Genomic DNA, 18,886 nt, shown 5'->3' on the forward strand with positions numbered 1-18,886 from the left:
CGGGGATCAGCTGGTGAAGGTGACCTTGTCGCGGCGGCGGCGCAGCGTCATCAGCGCGACGCCACCACCGATGAGGACGACGCCGGTGAGCGCGATGCTGGTCGCGGCCACACCGGTCAGCGGCAGGCTGCCCTCGTCGTCGCTCCCGCCGACGCCCGTGCCCGGCGAGGCGCTCGCCGACGGGGTGCCCGAGTCACCCGGGGTCGGCGACTCCCCGCCCGGGGTGGAGGGCGTCGGGGTCGGCGACTCCCCGCCCGGGGTCGACGGCGTCGGGGTCGGCGACTCCCCACCAGGGGTGGACGGCGTCGGAGTCGGCGACTCCCCGCCCGGCGTCGACGGGCTCGGCGACGGCGACTCCCCGACGGCGGTGCCGGGGCAGGTGTGGCTCAGGTTGAACTTGGCGGCCGTGCCGCTGATCACCGCGCTGCCGTCCACGAGGGTCCAGCCGGCCGGCGTGAAGAGGTACGCGTGGATGACCCGGGGGTTCTTGCCGCCGGTCGAGTAGAAGGCGTCCGGGTAGGGGTCGGAAGCGTCCGGGATCTTCACCTCGACGTCGGTGGTGCCGTTGTCGAAGGTGAGGGTGAGGCTCTCGAAGCTCCCGGCCTCCTTGCCGCCGGGCAGTACGAAGTGCCAGCCGTCCTGGTTGTCCGCCCGGGTGGCGAACCGCTCGTCGCCGCACTCCTGGGTGCCGAAGCCGGCCGCGGTCGAACCCCGGTGCGCGGGGTTGAGCGGGGTGGTGCTCGGGGTGGCCCAGGCCGGGGTGGCAAGAGCAAGGCAGGCCGTGGCGGCGGCCGCGGTGAGGCCCGCGCGCGCCACCTGCCGACGATGTGGCATGAATGTTCCTCCGAGATCGGTAGAGGGGACGACGCATGATCTCATGAACGGGAGCGGCGCGTGGCATCGGTCAATCGGTCTGAGCTGCGGCGATGCGACGAGAAGAGATCAAATTCGATGCGATTTCGCGGCGTGTCGGTGTAACACGTACGGGCAAACGGACGCTGCGGTGCCTCGGCGTCCTGAGTGGATGGTCCTCCGCCCCACCGCGCGACCGCGCGGCGTCACGGACGGGCCGCCCGCCGGCACCCGCCCACCGTTCGCGTACGCGCTGTCAGCCGACCAGTTCGTCGGCGAGCAGGTCCATGAGGAGACCGTCGTGCCAGCGCCCGTCCTCGCCGCGCTCGTAGCGGCGCAGCACCCCGACCGGCCGGAAGCCCACCTTCGCGTAGCTGCGGATCGCCTGGCTGTTCCCGGCCGACGGGTCGATGGTGAACCGGTGGTGCCCGTGGGCGTCGATCAGGTGCCGGATCACCGTCCGGATCGCGTCCGGGCCGAGCCCGCGACCGTGCGTCTCCGGGTCCAGGAAGACGTCCAGGCTGGCGTGGCGGTAGTCCGGGTCCTCCTCGGCGTACCACTGGATGGCGCCGACCACCCGGCCGTCGTGTTCGATCGCGTACACGGTCGTCGTCTCGTCGGCGAGGTCGGCCCGGACCGCGGCGGCCAGGTCGTCGCCGCCGCGCCACCAGCGGCGCACCTCCGGAGTGGCGCGGATCGCCGCGAGCCGCGGCACGTCGGCCGCGGTGGCCGGCCGGAGCACGACCGACCGTCCTGTGAGGATGCTCACGCCCGCCACCGCCCGGTTCCGTACCACTGGAGGACCCGCGTGTCCGTGTGGTCCTTCCGGATCGTCACGGAGGCGTCGTAGCGCAGCCGGTGCGCCTCGCCCGCGACGACCTCCACCCGGCGCCCGGCGGCCGCCGGCTCGCGGACGTCCACCTGGTGCGGCCCGGCCGGCAGGGGATAGCACCAGGTCGACCAGCTCGCGCGCACCGGCTGACCGTCGACCGTCAGCACGGGCGGCGGAACCCAGATGTCCCAGTTCGGCCGGTCGCGCAGCAGCATGCCCGACCGGTACAGCTCGACCTTGCTGGTGAAGTGGAACGTCACCACCAGCACACCGTGCCCGGGCGGGGGCGGCGGCGCGTCGGCGTCGCCGAGGAAGTGGGCCTCCGTCGTCACCGGCGCCTCCGGCGGAACCAGAACAGCAGGAACAGGCCACCGGCGGCGAGCCCGACCACCGGGGCCAGCATCAGCGCGAGCGGCGGGACGTCCCCGGCGAGGATGAACGGCACGACCGTGCCGTAGCAGCAGAGCAGCACGATGCCGACGGTGAACGCCAGCGCCGCGGCCAGCGGCATGCGCCCGCGGGGACGCTGCGGGCCGGTGCCGAGCGAGCCGGAGGCCACCGCGTCGTACGAGGCGGCGTACTCGACGGGCACGACCTGTCCCTCCCCGACGGTGACCATCATGCTGCGCTGCGGCTCGACGTACTGCACCTCGACGAGGCGCTCGCCGGCCGGCACCACGATCAGCGCCCGGCCGAAGCCGTAGGTGGCGGGACGGCCGTCGACGCCCACCATCGGGGCCAGCGTGTGGCGCCGCGCCTCGGGCGGGCACCAGACGTGCACCGCGATGCCGCCGTGCCCGGGCGGCAGCGCCGGCGGCGGCCCCTCCGGGTCGTACGCCTCGACGGGGTACGCGGTCTCCGGGTGGGCCATTGGCCCGGCCGGCTCACCTGTCGGGGTCAAGGTACCGGTCCATCTGCTCGTCGGAGAGTTCGTTCTCGTCGCTGCTGTAGTCGACGATCCGCTTGCCCTCGTTGCTGGCCGTGGTGACCGCCTTGTCCAGCGGCCCCATCCACGTCCGCCAGTCCGTCACCGACGCGCGCAGGGCGCTCGGCGCGCCCTGCCAGCCCGAGACGAACCGGCCGTTGGGGCCGCGCATCTGGAACGACGCCTGCACCCGCCGCATGATGCGCGGGTGCATCCGGGTCAGTACCGTGCGCAGCCGCTGGAGCACGGAGACGACCCGGTTGATGAAGCTCACGGCGCGGCTCGTCACGATCGCGCCCTGGGCCGTGGTGGCCGCGCCCGCGGCGGCGGTCGACGCCCCCATGGTCGGGGCGGCGGCGGCCAGCGCGGCCGTCCAGGTGAAGACCAGCCACTCGACGAACGTGGCGATCAGCCCGATCACGAAGCCCTGGGCGATCTCCATGAGCAGCTTGGCCATGTTGAGGATCATGACGAGTTGCTTGACGTCGTTGCCGATCCCGGCGACGCCCTGGGCGAACTCGTCCAGCCGGGCACGGGCCGCGTCTGCGGCGACGCCCTTCCACCCGATCAGCCCCTCCTGGGCGGCCTGGCGGATCTCCTCGGCGAGGGGTTCCAGCGCGTTGCCGACCCGCTCCCACTTGGCGATCTCGCCTTCCATCCGCTCCGGGTTCCCGGTGACCAGGCCGAGCAGGTCCTCCAGCGGCTGCACCACGTCGATGAGGAACGTGAGCCCGGCGGAGATGAGGAAGTTGAGCGGGTCGGCGGCGTACACCAGCACGTTGACGCCCAGGTCGCCGATGCTGCCCGCGATGTTGAACAGCTCCGACCAGTCGCCGTCGCCGCTGGCCCACTTGGCCCCGGCCGAGACGGCCTGCGGCACGCCGGACAGGCCGGGCACGTCCTTGACCGGGTCGAAGCGGAGCAGGTCGAAGCCGCCGACGTCGACCGAGCCGGCGCCGCCGTAGCCGTCCCAGGTGGTCTCGGCGCCGAACGGCCCGAACGACCCCTCCTGGCGGGTGACGTCGTTGGTGACGTCGCTGTCCTTGAGGTCGCGCTCGCTCATGCCGCCGCCTCCCTCCGGTCGGCGCCGTCATGAGACTCCACCGCACAGTGCCCGATGATTCGCTCGCCACGCTCGCTCATGCGCCGCCCTCGAGCTTCACGCCGATGCGGCGCAGGTGCGCGTCGATGCGCTCGTCGGTCTCCCGGTAGGCCTGGGCCGTGCAGTCCAGCGCGTCCACCCGGTCCCGCAGCGCCTCGCCCATCATGCCGAGGTGCTTGTGGATGTCGTCGGCGTACGACCAGTAGAGCGCGGCGAACGGGGCGCCGAGCGCGCCCCAGATGTACCACTCCGGGTTGGCGTCCTCGGCCAGGTCGGCGATGGCCGCGGCGCGCTGCTGGATCTCCGCCAGCCGCGTGCGGCAGCTCATGATCGCGTCCACGTCGGCTTCGAAACCGGTCATGCCCGTCCCTCCTCGTCCGCGCCCTCGGCCGGCAGGTGGGGCGTCACGAGGGCCATCACGTCCAGCCGCGGGCCGACCGCCTCCTGCACCCGCTCGGCCATCCGGCGGGACGCCTCGGCGGTGGCCCGGTGCACCGTGGCGAGCACCAGCGCGGCCAGGCCGGCCGGTTCGCCCCGCAGCAGGGAGTCGTGCAGCTCGACCCGCTCCAGCGCGCCGCCGGCACGCACCACGGCGGTGACCCCGCCGTCGGGGGAGTGGGCGGTCGCCGTCAGCACTTCCAGCTCCTCCCACGCTGCCGCGTACGCGTCGAGCTGCCGGTCCGCCTCGGCGCTGAGCCGCCGGGCGCCGGCGGCCAGCTCGTCACCCGGCACGCCGGCCGCGCCGCCACCCGTGCCCGCGGCGCCGGTGCCCGTCGGGCCCGCGGCCGCGCCGGTCGTGTCGCCCGAGTGCGGCGCGGGCGGTGCGGGCAGCGCCCCGGTGAGCAGCCCGGGCAGGTCGGGGCGGTCGGGGGCCAGCTCGCGGGCGCGCGCCGCCAGCTCCTGGGTGGCCCGGTCGACCGCCGTACGCACCGTGGAGACGATCAGCGCAGCCAGCGACCGCCCGTCGTGCTGCCGGATCCGGCGCGTCAACGTGAGGTCCACGACGGCGTTGCCGGGACCGACCGTCACCACCACGGCGCCGTCGGGTGACTCCACCGTCACCCGGGTGGCCCCGATGGCCGCGCCGAACTCCGTCGCCGCGGCCAGCACCCGCCGCTGCCGCGCGGCCGTGGTCGCGCCGTCCGCCATGTCCCCCCACCTGTTCCGGGCCACCGTGCCGGTCCGGAACGGGAACGTACCATCCACGACCGCGACGGTGGGGCCCGTGAGGGCGAGGGCGCCTCAGCCCTGGATCTCGCCGTGCGCGACGCAGACCGCCGACCAGCCGACCGGCAGCACCTGCACCTTCATCCGGCGGCGGCAGTGCCCGCAGTACCGGGGCGGCTCCAGCGTGCGCGCCCGCGCGCACGTCTCGTGCGGGCCGTCCACCGTGGCCTCGCCGCAGCGGTCGCACCAGACCGGCGCGGCACCGTCCGGCCGCGTCACGGCGTCCGTCACCGTCGACCCCCTCACAGCGTCGCGGAGAGCGCCTTGACCGGCATCTTCAGATCCTCCAGCAGCGCCAGGTCCTCCGTGGCCGGGCGGCCGAGGGTGGTCAGGTAGTTGCCGACGATCACCGCGTTGATGCCGCCCAGCAGACCGTCGCGGGTGCCGAGGTCGCCGAGGGTGATCTCGCGGCCGCCCGCGTACCGGAGGATGGTCCGCGGCATGGCCAGCCGGAACGCGGCGATGGCCCGCAGCGCGTCCTTCCCCTCCACCACCGGACGGTCACCAAGTGGCGTGCCGGGCCGCGGGTTCAGGAAGTTCAGCGGCACCTCGTGCGGGTCCAGCTCGGCGAGCTGCGCCGCGAACTCCGCGCGCTGCTCGACGCTCTCGCCCAGGCCCAGGATGCCGCCGCAGCAGACCTCCATGCCCGAGTCCCGCACCATCCGCAGCGTCTCCCAGCGCTCCTCCCAGGTGTGCGTGGTCACCACGTGGGGGAAGTAGGAGCGGCAGGTCTCCAGGTTGTGGTTGTAGCGGTGCACACCCATGTCGACCAGCTCGTCGACCTGCTCCTGCGTGAGCATGCCGAGCGAGGCGGCGACCTGGATGTCGACCTCCGCCTTGATGGCGGCCACACCCTCGCGCATCTGCTTCATCAGCCGGGCGTCCGGCCCGCGTACGGCCGCCACGATGCAGAACTCCGTCGCCCCCGTCGCCGCGGTCTGCTTCGCCGCCTCGACCAGCGACGGGATGTCCAGCCAGACCGAGCGGACCGGCGAGGTGAACAGTCCGGACTGCGAGCAGAAGTGGCAGTCCTCCGGGCAGCCGCCCGTCTTGAGCGAGACGATCCCCTCGACCTCGACCTCCGGGCCGCACCAGCGCATCCGCACCTCGTGGGCGAGCTGGAGTGCGGCGGGCAGGTGCTCGTCGGGGAGGTTCAACACGGCGAGGACGCCGGCCTGGTCGAGGCCGACGCCGTCACCCAGGACCTGGGTGCGGGCCTGGTCGAGGATCTCTGGCATGGCTCGTACCCTACAAGGCCCCCCACCGGGCAGGTAACGGCTGCGCCGGGGGCGTGAGCGCGGTCGCGGCGCCCCCGAGTGGATCCGCCGGCCGGGATCCGGGGGGTGGTAACTTCGCCCGGCGGAGGCGGCCGGAAACGGCCGGTGGAAGCGGCGACGAGGGGGCACGGTGGCGGACTGGCTGGCGGCGCTCCACCGCCGCGCCGAGCTGCGGGCGAAGGCCGGGCTGACCCGGCGGCTGCACCCGCGCTCCGCCGGGGAGACGGTCACCGACCTCGCCGGCAACGACTACCTCGGCCTGGCCACCCACCCCGAGGTCACCGCGGCCGCCGCGCGGGCCCTGTCGGCGTACGGCCTGGGGGCGACCGGCTCCCGCCTCGTGCGCGGCTCCACCGACGCGCACCACGCGCTCGAGGACGCGCTGGCCGACTGGCTCGGCGCGGACCGCGCCCTGGTCTTCTCCTCCGGCTACCTGGCCAACCTCGGGGCGCTGCGCGCGCTCGTCCAACCGCGGACGCTGCTGGTCTCCGACGCGCACAACCACGCCTCGCTCATCGACGGCTGCCGGATCTCCGGCGCGGAGACGGTGGTCACCCCGCACACCGACGTCGCCGCGGTGGCGGCCGCCCTCGCGGCGGCTCCGGGCCGACCGGCCGTGGTGGTCACCGAGTCGGTCTTCTCGGTCGACGGTGACCTCGCCCCGCTGGCCGAGCTGCACGCCGTCGCCCGCCGGCACGGCGCGCTGCTGCTGGTCGACGACGCGCACGGGCTCGGCGTCACCGGGCCGGCCGGCGCCGGCGCCGTCGCCGCCGCGGGCCTGGCGGGCCAGCCGGACGTGGTGGTGACCGCCACCCTCTCCAAGGCGCTCGGCGGCGCGGGCGGACTGGTGGCCGGGCCGGCCGAGTTCGTCCGGCACCTCGTCGAGACCGGACGCACGTTCATCTTCGACACGGCGCTGCCGCCCGCCGTCGCGGCCGGCGTGCGCGCCGCGGTCGACCTGGCCCGGGCCGCCGACCCGCTCCGCGCCGAGCTGGCCGACCGGGCCGCGCTCGCCGTACGCCGGCTGCGCGCCGCCGGTCTCACCGTCTCCGACCCGGACGCGGCGGTGATCTCGGTGACCGCTCCGGGCCCCGAGGCGGCGACGGCGTGGGCCGCGGACTGCCGCGACCGGGGGGTCGCCGTGGGCTGCTTCCGCCCGCCGTCCACACCCGACACCCGCTCGCGGCTGCGGCTGACCCTCAACGCGGGTGTGCCGCGGGAGGACTTCGTGCGGGCGCTGGAGGTCATCGTGGAGTGTGCACCGTGAGCGCGAGGAGTGAGCCGGTTTTGCGAGCCCCGCAGTCGCGAACGAAGGTGACACCGTGAGCGCGAGGAGTGAGCCGGGTTTGCGAGCCCCGCAGTCGCGAACGAAGGTGACACCGTGAGTGGTACGACCACGCCGTGGCGGGGACCGGTCGTGGTGACCGGCACGGACACCGAGGTGGGCAAGACGGTCGTGACCGCGGCGATCACCGCGGCGGCGCAGGCCGCGGGGCTGCGGGTGGCGGTCCTCAAGCCCGGCCAGACCGGTACGGCGACCGGCGAGCCCGGCGACGTGGACGCCGTGCAGCGGCTGGCCGCCCCGCTCACCGGGCGGACCCTGGCCAGCTACCCCGACCCGCTCGCCCCGCTCACGGCCGCGCGGGTGGCCGAGCTGGAGCCGCTGGAGCTCTACACCGCGGTCGACGCGGTACGTGAGGAGGCGGACAAGCACGACCTGGTGCTGGTGGAGGGGGCCGGCGGGCTGCTCGTGCCGATGGGACTGCGCCCGTCGGGCGAGCCGTGGACGGTGGCCGACCTGGCCGTCTCGCTCGGCGCGCCGGCCGTGGTGGTCGCCCGGGCCGGGCTGGGCACCCTCAACCACACCGCGCTGACCCTGGAGGCGCTGGACCGCCGTGCCGTGCCCGCCGGGGTGGTCATCGGCGCCTGGCCGGCCGCGCCGGAGCTGGTGCACTGGACCAACCTCAGCGACCTGGTGCCGAAGCTGCTCGGCGCCCTGCCGGCCGGCGCCGGCGCCATGGATCCGGGCGTGTTCCGGCGGTCGGCGCCGGGCTGGCTCACCCCGGCGCTGCACGGGGTGCTCGACGACTGGCGCGCCTGGGCCGAGGAGATCGGCTGAAGACCTGACTTTCGTCGGTGCCCGCCCGCGCCGTCGGTGGGTAGCCTGGCCGCCGTGACCAGGGGGGATGGGGTGCGTACGCTGCGGCGCGCGCTGGCGGAGCGGCCGTGGCTGCCGCGCGACCTGCTGCTCTGGGCGGTGGTGGCCGCCCCGGTCGGGTACGCGGGCGTCACGCCGCCCCAGCGGCCGTACGGCTTGGCCGTGCTGGCCGTCGCGCTGCTGATGCTCGCCACGGCCGTGGGGGTGAGCCGGCGCTGGCCGCTGGCCGCGCTGGTGATCACGGTGCTCGGCTCGCTGATCGACGGCAACTTCGTGTTCGCCATCCCGGTCTTCAGTTACCTCGTGGGGCGGCGGAGCGCCGACGCCCGCCCGGCCGCGGCGGCGTTCGCCCTGATCGCGGCGGGTGGCACCCTGCTCAACCTGGGGCTGCTCGGCACCGGAACGACCACCTGGTTCCTGCTCGCCGCGGTGCTCCTGGTGGCCGGTGTCTTCCCGTGGCTGGTGGGCCGGTACCGGCGGCAGCAGCAGGAGCTGGCCGACGCGGGCCGCCGCTACTCCGACGCACTGGTCCGGGAGGAGCGCGGCGTGGCCGAGCGGGTGCGGCTGCGGGAGCGGGCCCGGATCGCGCAGGAGATGCACGACTCCCTGGGGCACGACCTGAGCCTGATCGCGCTGCGCGCCGCCGCCCTGGAGGTGGCCGCCGACGCCGATCCCCGGCACCGGGCCGCCGCGGGGGAACTGCGGGCGAGCGTGGCCGCCGCCACCGAGCGGCTGCACGAGATCATCGGGCTGCTCCGCGAGGAGGGCGCGGGCACGCGGCCGGCCGACGAGAGCGTCGCGGATCTGGTCGACGGGGCGCGGGAGGCGGGCATGGCGGTACGGCTCGAGGCGTCCGTCGACGCGGGCGAGCTGCCGGCGCTGGTCGGCCACGCCGCGCACCGGGTGGTGCGCGAGGCGCTGACGAACGCCGCCCGGTACGCGCCGGGCGCCACCGTCGACGTGCGCCTCGACCGGGTGGGCGACCGGGTGGAGGTGGCGGTGGTCAACGCGCCGCCGCCGGCCGGCCCGCTGCCCGGGCCGCCCTCGCACGGCAGCGGGCTGGTGGCGCTCGCCGAGCGGGTACGCCTCGCCGGCGGTTCCCTGGACGCCGGCCCCCGGGCCGAGGGTGGCTTCGCCGTACGGGCCTCGCTCCCGGCGACCGCCTCCGCCCCCGCCGGACGTCCGGTGCCCGACGACGGGCCGCGCCGGCACGACGACGTGCCGGTCCCGACCGAGCGACCCGCGGACGCCGAGCGGCGGCTGCGCGACGCGCGCCGTCGGGTGCGGCGGAGCCTGCTCGTGGCGTTCGGTGCCCCGGTCGCGCTGGCGCTGGCCCTGTCGCTCGTCTACTACCCGCTGGCGACGGCCGGCACGGTGCTCGACGAGGAGACCTTCGACAGCCTCCCGGTGGGCGCGAGCCGCGCCGACCTGTCGGGGCTGCCCCGGCGGCAGCTGGACCGGCCGGTGTGGGTCGACCGGGACGGGTGCGAGTACTACACCGACGGAAACTTCCCCCTGGCCGCGCCGACCTGGCGGCTCTGCTTCGCCGAGGAGCGCCTGATCAGCAAGGAGCGGATGCCGTGACGACGGACGACGGCGCGCCGGCGCCGGTGCGGGTCGTGCTCGCCGACGACGAGGCGATGATCCGGGCCGGGGTGCGGGCGATCCTCGCCACCGACCCGGGTATCGAGGTGGTGGCCGAGGCGGGCGACGGCCGGGCGGCCGTGGAGCTCGTCCGGGCGCACCGGCCGTCGGTCGCCCTGCTGGACATCCGGATGCCGAAGCTCGACGGGTTGAGCGCCGCCGCCGAGATCCGCCGGCTGGTGCCGCAGACCGCCACGGTCATGCTCACGACGTTCGGCGAGGACGACCACGTGGCACGGGCGCTCGGGCACGGGGCGAGCGGTTTCCTGCTCAAGTCCGGGGATCCGCGCGAGCTGATCGCCGGTGTCCACGCGGTCGCCGACGGCGGGGCGTACCTGTCGCCCCGGGTGGCCCGCCGCGTCATCGAGCTGGGCGGCGGGCGGCTGGCCCGGCGTCCGGCGGCCCGGGACCGTACGGCGGGGCTCACCGACCGAGAGCGGGAGGTGCTCGCGCTGGTCGGGGCGGGCCTGTCCAACGCCGAGATCGCCCGCCGGCTGCACCTGGTCGAGGGCACCGTGAAGACGTATCTGACGAGCATCTTCACCCGCCTGGAGGTCCGCAACCGGGTGCAGGCGGCGATCATCGCGTACGAGGCGGGGCTCGTCGAGGAGTAGCGGGCTCCCCGGGCTCGGGGGCCGGGGTGCGCCCCTCGAGGGTCCGCTCGGGCCGCTGCGCCGGTTCCCCGGGCTTGGGGCCCGGGGAACCGGCGCGGTGCTCAGGCGTCGCGGCGGCGCAGGGCGGCCCGTCCGAGTGCCAGCGCGGCGACCGCCCAGCCGGCGAGCAGCAGCAGCCCCACGACCGACGGGTAGGGTTCGCCGTCCCCGGCCAGGAAGTGGGCGCCCGCCACCCCGGGGAAGGCGTCCGCGATCCGGGTGAGCACGGTGATGCCCGGTTCCTGCAGCGACAGCGGCACGATCATGAGGGCGGCCACGAGCACCACGAGCGTGAGCACGGCGCTGCGCAGCGCGGCCCCCAGCCCGAGGGCCAGCACGCCGACCAGCGCCAGGTAGGCGGCGAACGCCACCACGTCCCGGACGGTGCCGGCCGCCGGGACGGTGCCCCACTCGCCGAGCACCGGCCGGGCCACGAGCGCGCCGACGCCGCCGAGCAGCAGGCCGAGTGGGAACGTCACGCCCGCCGTCACCACGGCCTTCGCCAGCAGTACGCGGCCGCGCGACGGGGTGCACTGCAACGTCGTACGGATGGTGCGGCTCGTGAACTCGCTGGTGATCGCGAGCAGCCCGAGGGCCAGCACGGCGTACTGGGCCAGCTCCACCGAGGCGGTGACGATGCTGCCCACGGTGACGATCCCCGCGTCGTCGGCCGGGTCGTCGTTGGTGTTGGCGTTGGCCGCGTAGATCGCGAGCTGCCCGGCGGTGGCGGCGGTCACCAGCACCGCGGCCAGCAGCGTCCACCAGGTGCCGCGTACCGACCAGAGCTTGGTCCACTCGGCGGCGACGGCGCCGCCGAAGCCGGCCGGCCGACGGGCGTGGTGCGGGGTGGTCACCGGTCGTCACCTCCGGGTGCGCCGGCGTACTCGACGCTGCCGGCGGTCAGCTCCATGAACGCGCGTTCCAGCGACGCGCCCTGCGGGCTCAGTTCGTGCAGGCGCACCCCCAGCTCGTACGCCAGGTCGCCGACCCGGTCGACGGTGACGCCGTTGACGGTCAGCTCGTCGGGACCGGCCGCCTCCACGGTGGCGCCGGTCGCGGCGAGCCGGTCGGCGAGCGAGGCCAGTCCGTCCGGGTGCGGGCTGCGGACCCGCACGGCGCGGGTGCTGTCCGCGACCACGTCGCCGATCGGCGCGTCGGCGAGCAGCCGCCCGCGGCCGATGACCACCAGTTGGTCGGCGGTGAGCTGCATCTCGCTCATGAGGTGGCTGGACACGAAGACGGTCCGTCCCTGCCGGGCGAGGGAGCGCATGAGCTGGCGTACCCAGCGCACCCCGTCCGGGTCGAGACCGTTGACCGGCTCGTCGAACATCAGCACCGGCGGGTCACCGAGCAGCGCCCCGGCGATGCCGAGCCGCTGGCCCATGCCGAGGGACAGGGTGCGTCCCGGCTTGGCGGCGGCCCGGTCGTCCAGTCCGACGGTGGCGAGCACCTCGTCGACCCGGCGGGCCGGGATGCCGTTGCTGCGGGCCATCGCGAGCAGGTGGGCGCGCCCGGACCGGGCGGGGTGGATCGCCGTGGCGTCGAGCAGCGCCCCCACCTCGTACAGCGGATGCCGCAACCGCCGGTACGGCCGGCCGCCGATGAGGGCCTCGCCGGCGGTGGGCCGGTCGAGGCCGAGGATCATGCGCATGGTGGTGGACTTGCCGGCGCCGTTGGGGCCGAGGAAGCCGGTGACCCGGCCGGGTGCGATGTCGACGGTCAGGGCGTCGACGGCGGTCGTCGCCCCGAACCGTTTCGTCAGGCCACGTAATGTGATCATGCACCGACGCTAGGCCCACGCAGCCCCGTCCCACCGTGCCCGAACGACACCCCCCACCCCCCACTTTCGTCACCCCCGCGCCCCCGCCCCCGCGCCCCCCGCCCCCGCGCCCCCGCGCCCCACCCCCCACCCCCCGCGCCCCGCGATCTTGCAGTTTGTGCCCCTGGAATGTCCTGTGTGCCCCTGTTTGTCGGGGCGGAAAGTGCAAGATCGCGGGGGGACGGGCGGGCGGGCGGGCGCGGGGCGGGGGGGAGGGGCGGGGGTTAGCGGCGGATCACGAACGCGTCGGGCATCCGGAACGTCAGGTTGTCGGGGCACCAGGGCGCGCGCACGACGCTCACCCCGTCGAGGAGCGGCGCGGCTTCCGCGACCACCACGCCCGCCTCCATCCGGGCCAGCACGTCACCGACGCAGCGGTGCGGACCCGCGCCGAAGGCCAGGTGGCGGCGGGAGCCGCGCTGACCGGGACGGAACTCGTCCGGCGACGCCACGGCCTCCGGGTCCCGCCCGGCCCGGGCCAGCCAGAGCACGATGCTCGTGCCCGCCGGCACGGGCGTACCGCCCAGGGTGGTGTCCACCGCCGCCACCCGCCGCCACGTGACGATCGGCGGTTCCAGGCGCAGACCCTCCTCCACGACGTCCGCGACCGTGATCTCGCCGGTGCGCAACCCCGCCCGTACGGTGGGCTCGCCGGCCAGCCGGTGCAGCAGCAGGGTGAGGAACTGCGAGGTGGTCTCCTGGCCGGCGACCAGCAGGAAGAACAGTGCACCCACCACCACGTCGGCCGGGTGCCCGGCGGCGCGCAGCCGGGCCGCCAGGCCGCCGCCGGTGGCCGCGAACTCGCGCAGCACCCGGTGGAAGCGTCCCACCTCGTCGGCCAGCGCGAGCTGCCGGTCGGTGTCCAGCGGCGCCCAGAACAGCTCCAGGGCCGCCCGGGCGAACGCCTTCACGGCTCCGACCGGCGCGTCCGGCAGCTCGACCATCCGGGCCAGGACGAGCAGCGGCAGGTCGGCGGCGAGTTCCGCGTACAGGTCGACCGCCGCGCCCGCGTCGAGGGACGCGGCCAGCCGCGCGACCCGCCCGCGGACCAGCGCGGTCAGCCAGGGCCGTTGGGCGGCGACCCGGGTGGGGTGCAGCGCCTCGGCGACGATCGCGCGGATCTCGGGGTGGCTCGCGCCGGAGTTGTTCGCGAGCGTCGGCGGCAGCCGGAACCGGTGGCCGGCGAGCAGCCGCAGCGCGGTCACCGGCATCGGGGTCACCGCGTCGAGCGCGTTGTCGGGCCGGTAGGTGACCGGGTCGGTGAGCACCTGGCGAACCAGCGCGTGCCGGGTGACCACCAGGTGCTCCACGCCGACGTGGTCCGCCACCCGGGCCACGTCGGGCCAACCGGTGTCGGCGACCTGCGCCCAGCTGCGGAACAGCACGCCGACACGCTAGCCGGCAGCCTTCGGCAGCCCCGGTCGCAGCCGCCACACCGTGGTGCGCTTCACGTGGACGCTCTCCAGCGCCGGTGGCACCGGCACGTCGTACGCGGCCAGCTCCTCGAAGCGGTCGCGGGGTAGGAACGCCCGTCCGGGGTCGCCCACCAGCACGGTCGCCCCGGCCCGGGCGGCGCGGAGCAGGAACCGGAGCATCCGCCGGGCCATCGCCTCGCTGTAGAAGACGTCCCCGGCGAGCACGACCTCGGCGCCGCCCGCGTCGCCGTCGAGGATGTCGCCGAACTCGGCGTCGACGCGTACGCCGTTGGCCTCGGCGTTGAGCGCCACGGCCGCGACCGCCAGCTCGTCGACCTCGACGGCGCGGACGGAGGCCGCGCCGGCCCGCGCGGCCGCGATGGCGACCAGCCCGGAACCGGAGGCGAGGTCGAGTACGCGGCGGCCGGCCACCAGCTCGGGGTGGTCGGTCACGTACCGGGCGAGCGCCTGCCCGCCCGCCCAGGCGAAGGCCCAGAACGGCGGCGGCCGGTCGCTGCGGAACTCGCCCTCGGTGAGCTCCCACAGCCCGATGGGCTCGTCGGCCTGGTGCAGCCGCACCTCGGGGACGAACGCCACCGGGGCGAGTCGCGCGTGCAGCCGGACGAAGGCGGTGGTGAGCTCGGACACCCGCCGATTCTCCCCCGCCCGTCCGGCCGGCGTTCCGCGGGTGGCGTGACCGGTTCACCACGGTCGGTGAAAAGGCCGGTCCCGCTTGTCGACCGGTGCGAACACACCCCTCTGTCCCGTCGGCGCCGCCGCTCCTAGCGTTCCGGGGAGAGACGAGGAGGGTGCGGTGATGATCGTCTGGCGGTGCGCGCTGCGGTTCGGCGTGGTGCTCGCGGGCCTGGCCGGGACGCTGCTCGCCGTGGCCGCGCCGGCGCAGGCCGCCTTCAGCACCCAGCTCGGCGGCCTACCGGAGCGGTTCACGGCCGGCGGCGAGGTCCGCACCGTCTCCGCCGTGGTGTCGCGCACCGGCGCACCGGGCGGGTGCGTGAAGGTCCGCTGGTCGCTGGTGCTCCGGGTGGAGGGCCTGCGGCTGGACCAGGTGCGCCTCGACCGGGTCGAGGAGACGGGTTCGTTCCCCGTCGAGGTCCGCACGGAGGGGGACGTGGCACGGCTGACCGACCGGCAGCTCGACCCGGGCAGGCTCTGTCCGGACCGGACGGTCACCGCCCGCTACCGGCTCGCCTTCGCCGGGGACGTCACGCGGGGGAGGATCACCCTCGCCGCCGAGGCGTACGACGCGCGGCTGCGGCTGCTCGCGCGGCAGACGGCGACCCGGACGGTGGTCGGGGCGGGCGCCGCGGCGACGCCGGCCGCGCCGGACCCGGACGTGAGCACGCCGGCGCCCGCCGGCACCCCGCCCGAACCCTCCGCGACCGCCTCGGATCCCGGCGAACCGGCGGCGGGGCCGGTCGACGAGGAGACACCCGGGCCGGTGGAGGAGCCGGCAGCCGCGGCGCCGGCCGCCGGGGCGGGCCGGCCGGTGTCGACCTCCGGGGGCTTCGGGGCGGTGCAGGCCGCCTTCCTGCTCGGTGGGCTCCTGCTGTCGCTCGGGCTCGGACTGCTGCTGCGGATGCGGCGGCTCCTGCGCGCCGACCGGGCCGACGAGTACGCGCCGCCGCCGGAGGATCGGCTGTGGGGGCCGGTCGGCGGGTCGTCCGGGCGGCGCGCGGTCCGCTGGTAGCGGCGGCCGGCCGCCCGGGACGGTGTGGCCGGGCGGATCGCGGTCCGCTGGTAGCGGCGGCCGGCGGCCCGGGACGGTGTGGCCGCCGCTGGTAGCGGCCGGCCGGCCGGCCCTCGACGGTGTGGCCGGGGCCGGTGCCGACGCGGCACCGGCCCCGGCACCGGTCACTTCGCGAACGCCTGGAACTCGGCGATGCGGACCTGGTCGCGCGCCGGGCTCGCGGTCGCGCAGTCGGTCGTGGTCGCCGGGTCGGCGTCCTGCTCACCGGCGTACGCCGGACCGCCCGTGCACTGGCTGTGCAGGACCTCCAGCCGCAGGTGCGTGGCGAGCGTGGGGTGCACCCGGAACGACCGGAGGTTGATGTCCCGCGTGTACGCCCGGTACGCCCCGCCCGGGAACGCGTCGCTGCGGCTCGTGTAGATGCGGCGGAAGTTGGCCGGGTCGGTGCAGTCGGCCTTCTTCGCGTTGCACGCCAGCACGGCGAACGACCGCAGCGCGCTCAGCGCGTTCTGCGAGCCCGCGTCGGCGTCACCGCTGATCGCCGGGCGCAGCATGGCGCTGACGTTGACCCGCTTCACCAGGTGCGGCCGGTCACCGGGCAGCGCCACGGTGACCTGCTTGCCGCTCACCCCGTCCAGCGAGGCCCAGTTGGTGGCCTCGGTGTCGTCGGCGATCCGGTCGAGGTTGACCCCGTCGCCGCTGACCGTCGCGCCCGACGCCGTCGAGGCGAGGTTGCGGCTGAGCTTCAGGTCGAGGTGGTTGCTGCGACCGGCCTTCGCGGTCACCCGCAGCCGCTGGTGCCCGAAGCCGGGCGCCACGGCGAGCAGGTCGTACGTCCCGGCCACCAGCTCCACGGTGTCCGGCAGCGGCGTGGCCGGGTCGGTGTCGGCGACCGGAACGGCCCGCGCCTCGTACGCCCCGACGTAGACCCGGATCGGCGCGTTGGCGCTCTCCCCGCGTGGCCGCAGCTTCAGCGTGGCGTTGCCGCCCCGCGGCGAGGCGAAGCTCGGCGTCGGGTCCGTGTCCCCGGCGCCGTTGGTGACGGCGTCGCGGCCCATGCCCGAGCGGGCGAACTCGGCCCAGATCAGGTCCTGGTTCGCCCCGCCGAAGCGGAGCAGGTCGGCGGTGAGCATGTTGTCCCGCATGTCGAGCATGCTCACCTGGCTGGCCGCCTGGAGCAGGAACGAGTCGAACACGAGCTGCGACCAGCGCCGGTTGCCCGGGCACCGGTCCGCGGGCACCTTGCCCTGGGCGCACGCCAGTTGCAGCTTCGGGGTGCCGAGGCCGTACCGCTTCACCATGGCCGAGCGGACGCGGAAGTTCGTGGCGCTCCAGATCTCGCCGTCGGCGTGCACGGCCGGGCCGCCGGTGTTGTAGCCGATGTCGGAGTAGTTGAGCGGGCTGCGGCTGAAGTCGTAGTTGCGGATGCCGCTGACCAGGTTGCCCGTCACGTAGCCGCCGGTGATGAACGGCGTCTCGCCGGGGGCGCGCAGGTTGTGCTGGAAGAGGTACTCGGCGGCGAGCAGGTCGCTCCACGACTCACCCATCGAGCCGCCCTGGTGGCCGCTGATCCCGCTGTTCGGGCCGGCGATCATCCGGTTGCTGATGGCGTGGGTGTACTCGTGGCCGATGACGGTCATGTCGTAGTCGCCGTCGACGCACGGCGGGTACGGGCCGCCGGCCTGCGGCTGCCACAGGTACATGTTGGTCGTCGGCGGCAGGCCGTCGCGCGGCGTGCCCTGGTTGGCGTTGTTCCGGTTGCCGCTCAGCGCCCCCTGCTGGGCGCGGCCCTGCTCGGCGTCGCCGCCCAGGCCGTCGGGGGTCAGGTTGACCGCCTGCAGGTTCCACGTCGCCTCGGTGAACCCGAGGTGGTACGCCCAGTCGTGCATCCGGTTGTGCATGGCGAAGAGGTTGGCGATGGCCGCGTCCGCGTCGTTGCGCTGGGCGGAGAGGAACACCTCCGGGTTGCACCTCGCCTGGTGCCACTGGTCGGTGAACGGGTACTCGTACCGCCGGTCCGGGCTGGTCGTGGCCGGCACGGCCGGGCTTCCGGCGCCCCACGAGACCACGGTGTTGGCGGAGTTGCCGCGGGAGGTGAAGGTCGGCGTGCCGGTGGCCGCGTCGACGTCCCACGCGTTGCCGGTGGCCGGGTCGTGGAAGGACGCCGTGCAGCCCGGCGCCGGGTCGCCGCACCAGCGGACGCGGGGGTCCTGCCCGGGGCGCAGGTTCCGCGGCGGGGTGGCGGGGAACACGGCCCAGGTCGGGTTGTCCGAGTCGAAGTCCACGAGGTCCTCGCGGACCAGCACGTCGCCGGTGATCCCGTCGACGTACGTGGTGAAGGCCGCCGGGTGGTCGGTGTCCGACCCGATGAGCGTCACCTCGTACGCGCTGCGCGGCCCGTCCAGCGGGGTCGGCACGGCCACCGGGCGCACGTCGTGGCTGGCGACGGCCGAGGCGTCCAGCCCGGCGTCGGCGAGCGCCGCAGCGTACGCCTGCTCGGCCGTGAGGGTGGCCGGCGCGGGCGCCGCGGAGTCGCGGGACAGCGACGAGCTGACCGAGAGGACCTTGCCCCCGGCGACGGCGAGGGTGACGAGGCCGTCGTACCCGGCCGGGAGGTCACCGAAGCGCTGCCGCAGGGTGACCACGCTTCCGCTGCCGATCGGGCGGACCAGCACCCGCTCCAGGCCGGCGACCGCCTCGGCGTCGAGGCCGAAGAGATCGCGGTTGTCGGCGAGGTAGGCGCGGGCGGCGGCCTCGGGGTCGGCGGGCAGTCCGGTGGCGAGCGGGGCGTCGCCGGGCCCGAGGGCGTGCGGGGTGCCCAGCTTGTTCCACCGCACGTCCGGGTCGGCCTTGCGGGCGAGCCCGCGCTGGCGGGCGTCCGGCGCGGCGCTGCCGGCGCGGTTGTCGACGTCGGCGTGCTGGTGACCCTCGGCGAACGGTCCGGAGCGGCGCTCCGCGGACGCGCCGACCGACGGCGCGGCGGTGCCGGTGCCGGCGGGCAGCAACGCGGCGACCACCGCGGTCGCCGCCAGGACGGGGATGAGCCGGCCGCGTCGCCGGCTCATCCGGGGTGACCACTGGGAATGTGGCACGGGACCTCCTCGTGGGAGTGGGCTGGCCGGCTTCCCGCCGGCCGCGCAGCGCGCGAACGCATGCGCATCTGTGGATATCAGCAGCCGTCCCGGCCGGCAAGGTCGCCTCCGCGTGTCGGTCCTTTCCGCCGCGGCGGGTCACGCGTACGGGGGTGTGGGCGCCCGGCCGTCGCCTCTCGGCG

19 protein-coding genes are annotated in these 18,886 nt (G+C 75.5%); 5 read left to right on the forward strand and 14 right to left on the reverse strand.

What is annotated here, in order from left to right; genetic code table 11:
- Positions 1-6 precede the first annotated feature (6 nt).
- The 9 genes from D7I43_RS16465 to bioB form a co-directional block, all read right to left on the reverse strand.
- A complete protein-coding gene (locus D7I43_RS16465; RefSeq protein WP_120329404.1) occupies positions 7-834 on the reverse strand; it encodes an LPXTG cell wall anchor domain-containing protein in 828 nt (275 codons plus the stop codon).
- Positions 835-1,108: 274 nt separating this feature from the next.
- Positions 1,109-1,615 (reverse strand): GNAT family N-acetyltransferase, encoded by a 507-nt coding sequence (locus tag D7I43_RS16470; RefSeq protein ID WP_120329545.1) that lies wholly within the window; start codon positions 1,613-1,615, stop codon positions 1,109-1,111.
- Positions 1,616-1,617: 2 nt separating this feature from the next.
- On the reverse strand, positions 1,618-2,016 hold the full coding sequence (locus D7I43_RS16475; RefSeq protein ID WP_120329405.1) for a hypothetical protein: 399 nt from the start codon (positions 2,014-2,016) through the stop codon (positions 1,618-1,620).
- On the reverse strand, positions 2,013-2,585 hold the full coding sequence (locus D7I43_RS16480; protein WP_147427258.1) for a hypothetical protein: 573 nt from the start codon (positions 2,583-2,585) through the stop codon (positions 2,013-2,015). The genes D7I43_RS16475 and D7I43_RS16480 overlap by 4 nt, the downstream gene beginning before the upstream one ends.
- Positions 2,569-3,672: a hypothetical protein gene (locus D7I43_RS16485; RefSeq protein ID WP_120329407.1), complete on the reverse strand. Its 1,104-nt coding sequence runs from the start codon at positions 3,670-3,672 to the stop codon at positions 2,569-2,571. Before D7I43_RS16485 ends, D7I43_RS16480 begins: the two co-directional genes overlap by 17 nt.
- Before the next feature lie 76 nt (positions 3,673-3,748).
- Complete coding sequence (locus D7I43_RS16490; protein ID WP_120329408.1) at positions 3,749-4,072, reverse strand: hypothetical protein; 324 nt, start codon at positions 4,070-4,072, stop codon at positions 3,749-3,751.
- Positions 4,069-4,917 (reverse strand): YbaB/EbfC family nucleoid-associated protein, encoded by an 849-nt coding sequence (locus D7I43_RS16495; RefSeq protein ID WP_147427259.1) that lies wholly within the window; start codon positions 4,915-4,917, stop codon positions 4,069-4,071. Before D7I43_RS16495 ends, D7I43_RS16490 begins: the two co-directional genes overlap by 4 nt.
- 36 nt (positions 4,918-4,953) lie before the next feature.
- Complete coding sequence (gene bsaP, locus D7I43_RS16500; RefSeq protein WP_420870215.1) at positions 4,954-5,169, reverse strand: biotin synthase auxiliary protein BsaP; 216 nt, start codon at positions 5,167-5,169, stop codon at positions 4,954-4,956.
- Between the two features lie 11 nt (positions 5,170-5,180).
- Entirely contained in the window at positions 5,181-6,176 is a 996-nt protein-coding gene (bioB, locus tag D7I43_RS16505; protein ID WP_120329411.1) for a biotin synthase BioB, read from the reverse strand.
- A 169-nt stretch (positions 6,177-6,345) separates the two neighbouring features.
- On the opposite strand from bioB, the gene D7I43_RS16510 reads away from it, so the two are divergent.
- The 4 genes from D7I43_RS16510 to D7I43_RS16525 all read left to right on the forward strand — a co-directional run bounded on the left by D7I43_RS16510 (position 6,346) and on the right by D7I43_RS16525 (position 10,631).
- On the forward strand, positions 6,346-7,482 hold the full coding sequence (locus D7I43_RS16510; RefSeq protein ID WP_120329412.1) for an 8-amino-7-oxononanoate synthase: 1,137 nt from the start codon (positions 6,346-6,348) through the stop codon (positions 7,480-7,482).
- A gap of 114 nt (positions 7,483-7,596) precedes the next feature.
- Complete coding sequence (gene bioD, locus D7I43_RS16515; protein ID WP_120329413.1) at positions 7,597-8,334, forward strand: dethiobiotin synthase; 738 nt, start codon at positions 7,597-7,599, stop codon at positions 8,332-8,334.
- Positions 8,335-8,388: 54 nt separating this feature from the next.
- Positions 8,389-9,957, forward strand: coding sequence for a sensor histidine kinase (locus tag D7I43_RS16520; protein WP_240032996.1), 1,569 nt, complete (start codon positions 8,389-8,391; stop codon positions 9,955-9,957).
- A complete protein-coding gene (locus D7I43_RS16525; RefSeq protein WP_275670843.1) occupies positions 9,954-10,631 on the forward strand; it encodes a response regulator in 678 nt (225 codons plus the stop codon). The genes D7I43_RS16520 and D7I43_RS16525 overlap by 4 nt, the downstream gene beginning before the upstream one ends.
- A gap of 101 nt (positions 10,632-10,732) precedes the next feature.
- Here the strand turns inward: D7I43_RS16525 and D7I43_RS16530 are convergent, their stop codons facing one another.
- From D7I43_RS16530 to D7I43_RS16545, 4 genes are all read right to left on the reverse strand, one after another.
- Positions 10,733-11,524: an ABC transporter permease gene (locus D7I43_RS16530; RefSeq protein WP_240032997.1), complete on the reverse strand. Its 792-nt coding sequence runs from the start codon at positions 11,522-11,524 to the stop codon at positions 10,733-10,735.
- The gene (locus tag D7I43_RS16535; RefSeq protein ID WP_120329414.1) at positions 11,521-12,450 is read right to left on the reverse strand and encodes an ABC transporter ATP-binding protein; all 930 of its coding nucleotides are present in this window, start codon (positions 12,448-12,450) and stop codon (positions 11,521-11,523) included. Before D7I43_RS16535 ends, D7I43_RS16530 begins: the two co-directional genes overlap by 4 nt.
- 263 nt (positions 12,451-12,713) lie before the next feature.
- Positions 12,714-13,874 (reverse strand): cytochrome P450, encoded by a 1,161-nt coding sequence (locus D7I43_RS16540; protein ID WP_120329415.1) that lies wholly within the window; start codon positions 13,872-13,874, stop codon positions 12,714-12,716.
- Between the two features lie 9 nt (positions 13,875-13,883).
- Entirely contained in the window at positions 13,884-14,552 is a 669-nt protein-coding gene (locus D7I43_RS16545; protein ID WP_120329416.1) for a class I SAM-dependent methyltransferase, read from the reverse strand.
- 169 nt (positions 14,553-14,721) lie between these two features.
- On the opposite strand from D7I43_RS16545, the gene D7I43_RS16550 reads away from it, so the two are divergent.
- Positions 14,722-15,612: a hypothetical protein gene (locus D7I43_RS16550; protein WP_120329548.1), complete on the forward strand. Its 891-nt coding sequence runs from the start codon at positions 14,722-14,724 to the stop codon at positions 15,610-15,612.
- A gap of 164 nt (positions 15,613-15,776) precedes the next feature.
- On the opposite strand, the gene D7I43_RS16555 is transcribed toward D7I43_RS16550, so the two are convergent.
- Positions 15,777-18,704: a M36 family metallopeptidase gene (locus D7I43_RS16555; protein WP_120329417.1), complete on the reverse strand. Its 2,928-nt coding sequence runs from the start codon at positions 18,702-18,704 to the stop codon at positions 15,777-15,779.
- Positions 18,705-18,886 lie beyond the last annotated feature (182 nt).

The organism is Micromonospora globbae (assembly GCF_003610785.1).
GTDB classification, from domain to species: domain Bacteria; phylum Actinomycetota; class Actinomycetes; order Mycobacteriales; family Micromonosporaceae; genus Micromonospora; species Micromonospora globbae.

Coding starts and splice junctions, on each gene's coding strand:
- D7I43_RS16465 (WP_120329404.1), bottom strand. CDS start 834: ATGCCACATCGTCGGCAGGTGGCGCGCGCGGGCCTCACCGCGGCCGCC.
- D7I43_RS16485 (WP_120329407.1), bottom strand. CDS start 3,672: ATGAGCGAGCGCGACCTCAAGGACAGCGACGTCACCAACGACGTCACC.
- D7I43_RS16490 (WP_120329408.1), bottom strand. CDS start 4,072: ATGACCGGTTTCGAAGCCGACGTGGACGCGATCATGAGCTGCCGCACG.
- bioB (WP_120329411.1), bottom strand. CDS start 6,176: ATGCCAGAGATCCTCGACCAGGCCCGCACCCAGGTCCTGGGTGACGGC.
- D7I43_RS16535 (WP_120329414.1), bottom strand. CDS start 12,450: ATGATCACATTACGTGGCCTGACGAAACGGTTCGGGGCGACGACCGCC.
- D7I43_RS16550 (WP_120329548.1), top strand. CDS start 14,722: ATGATCGTCTGGCGGTGCGCGCTGCGGTTCGGCGTGGTGCTCGCGGGC.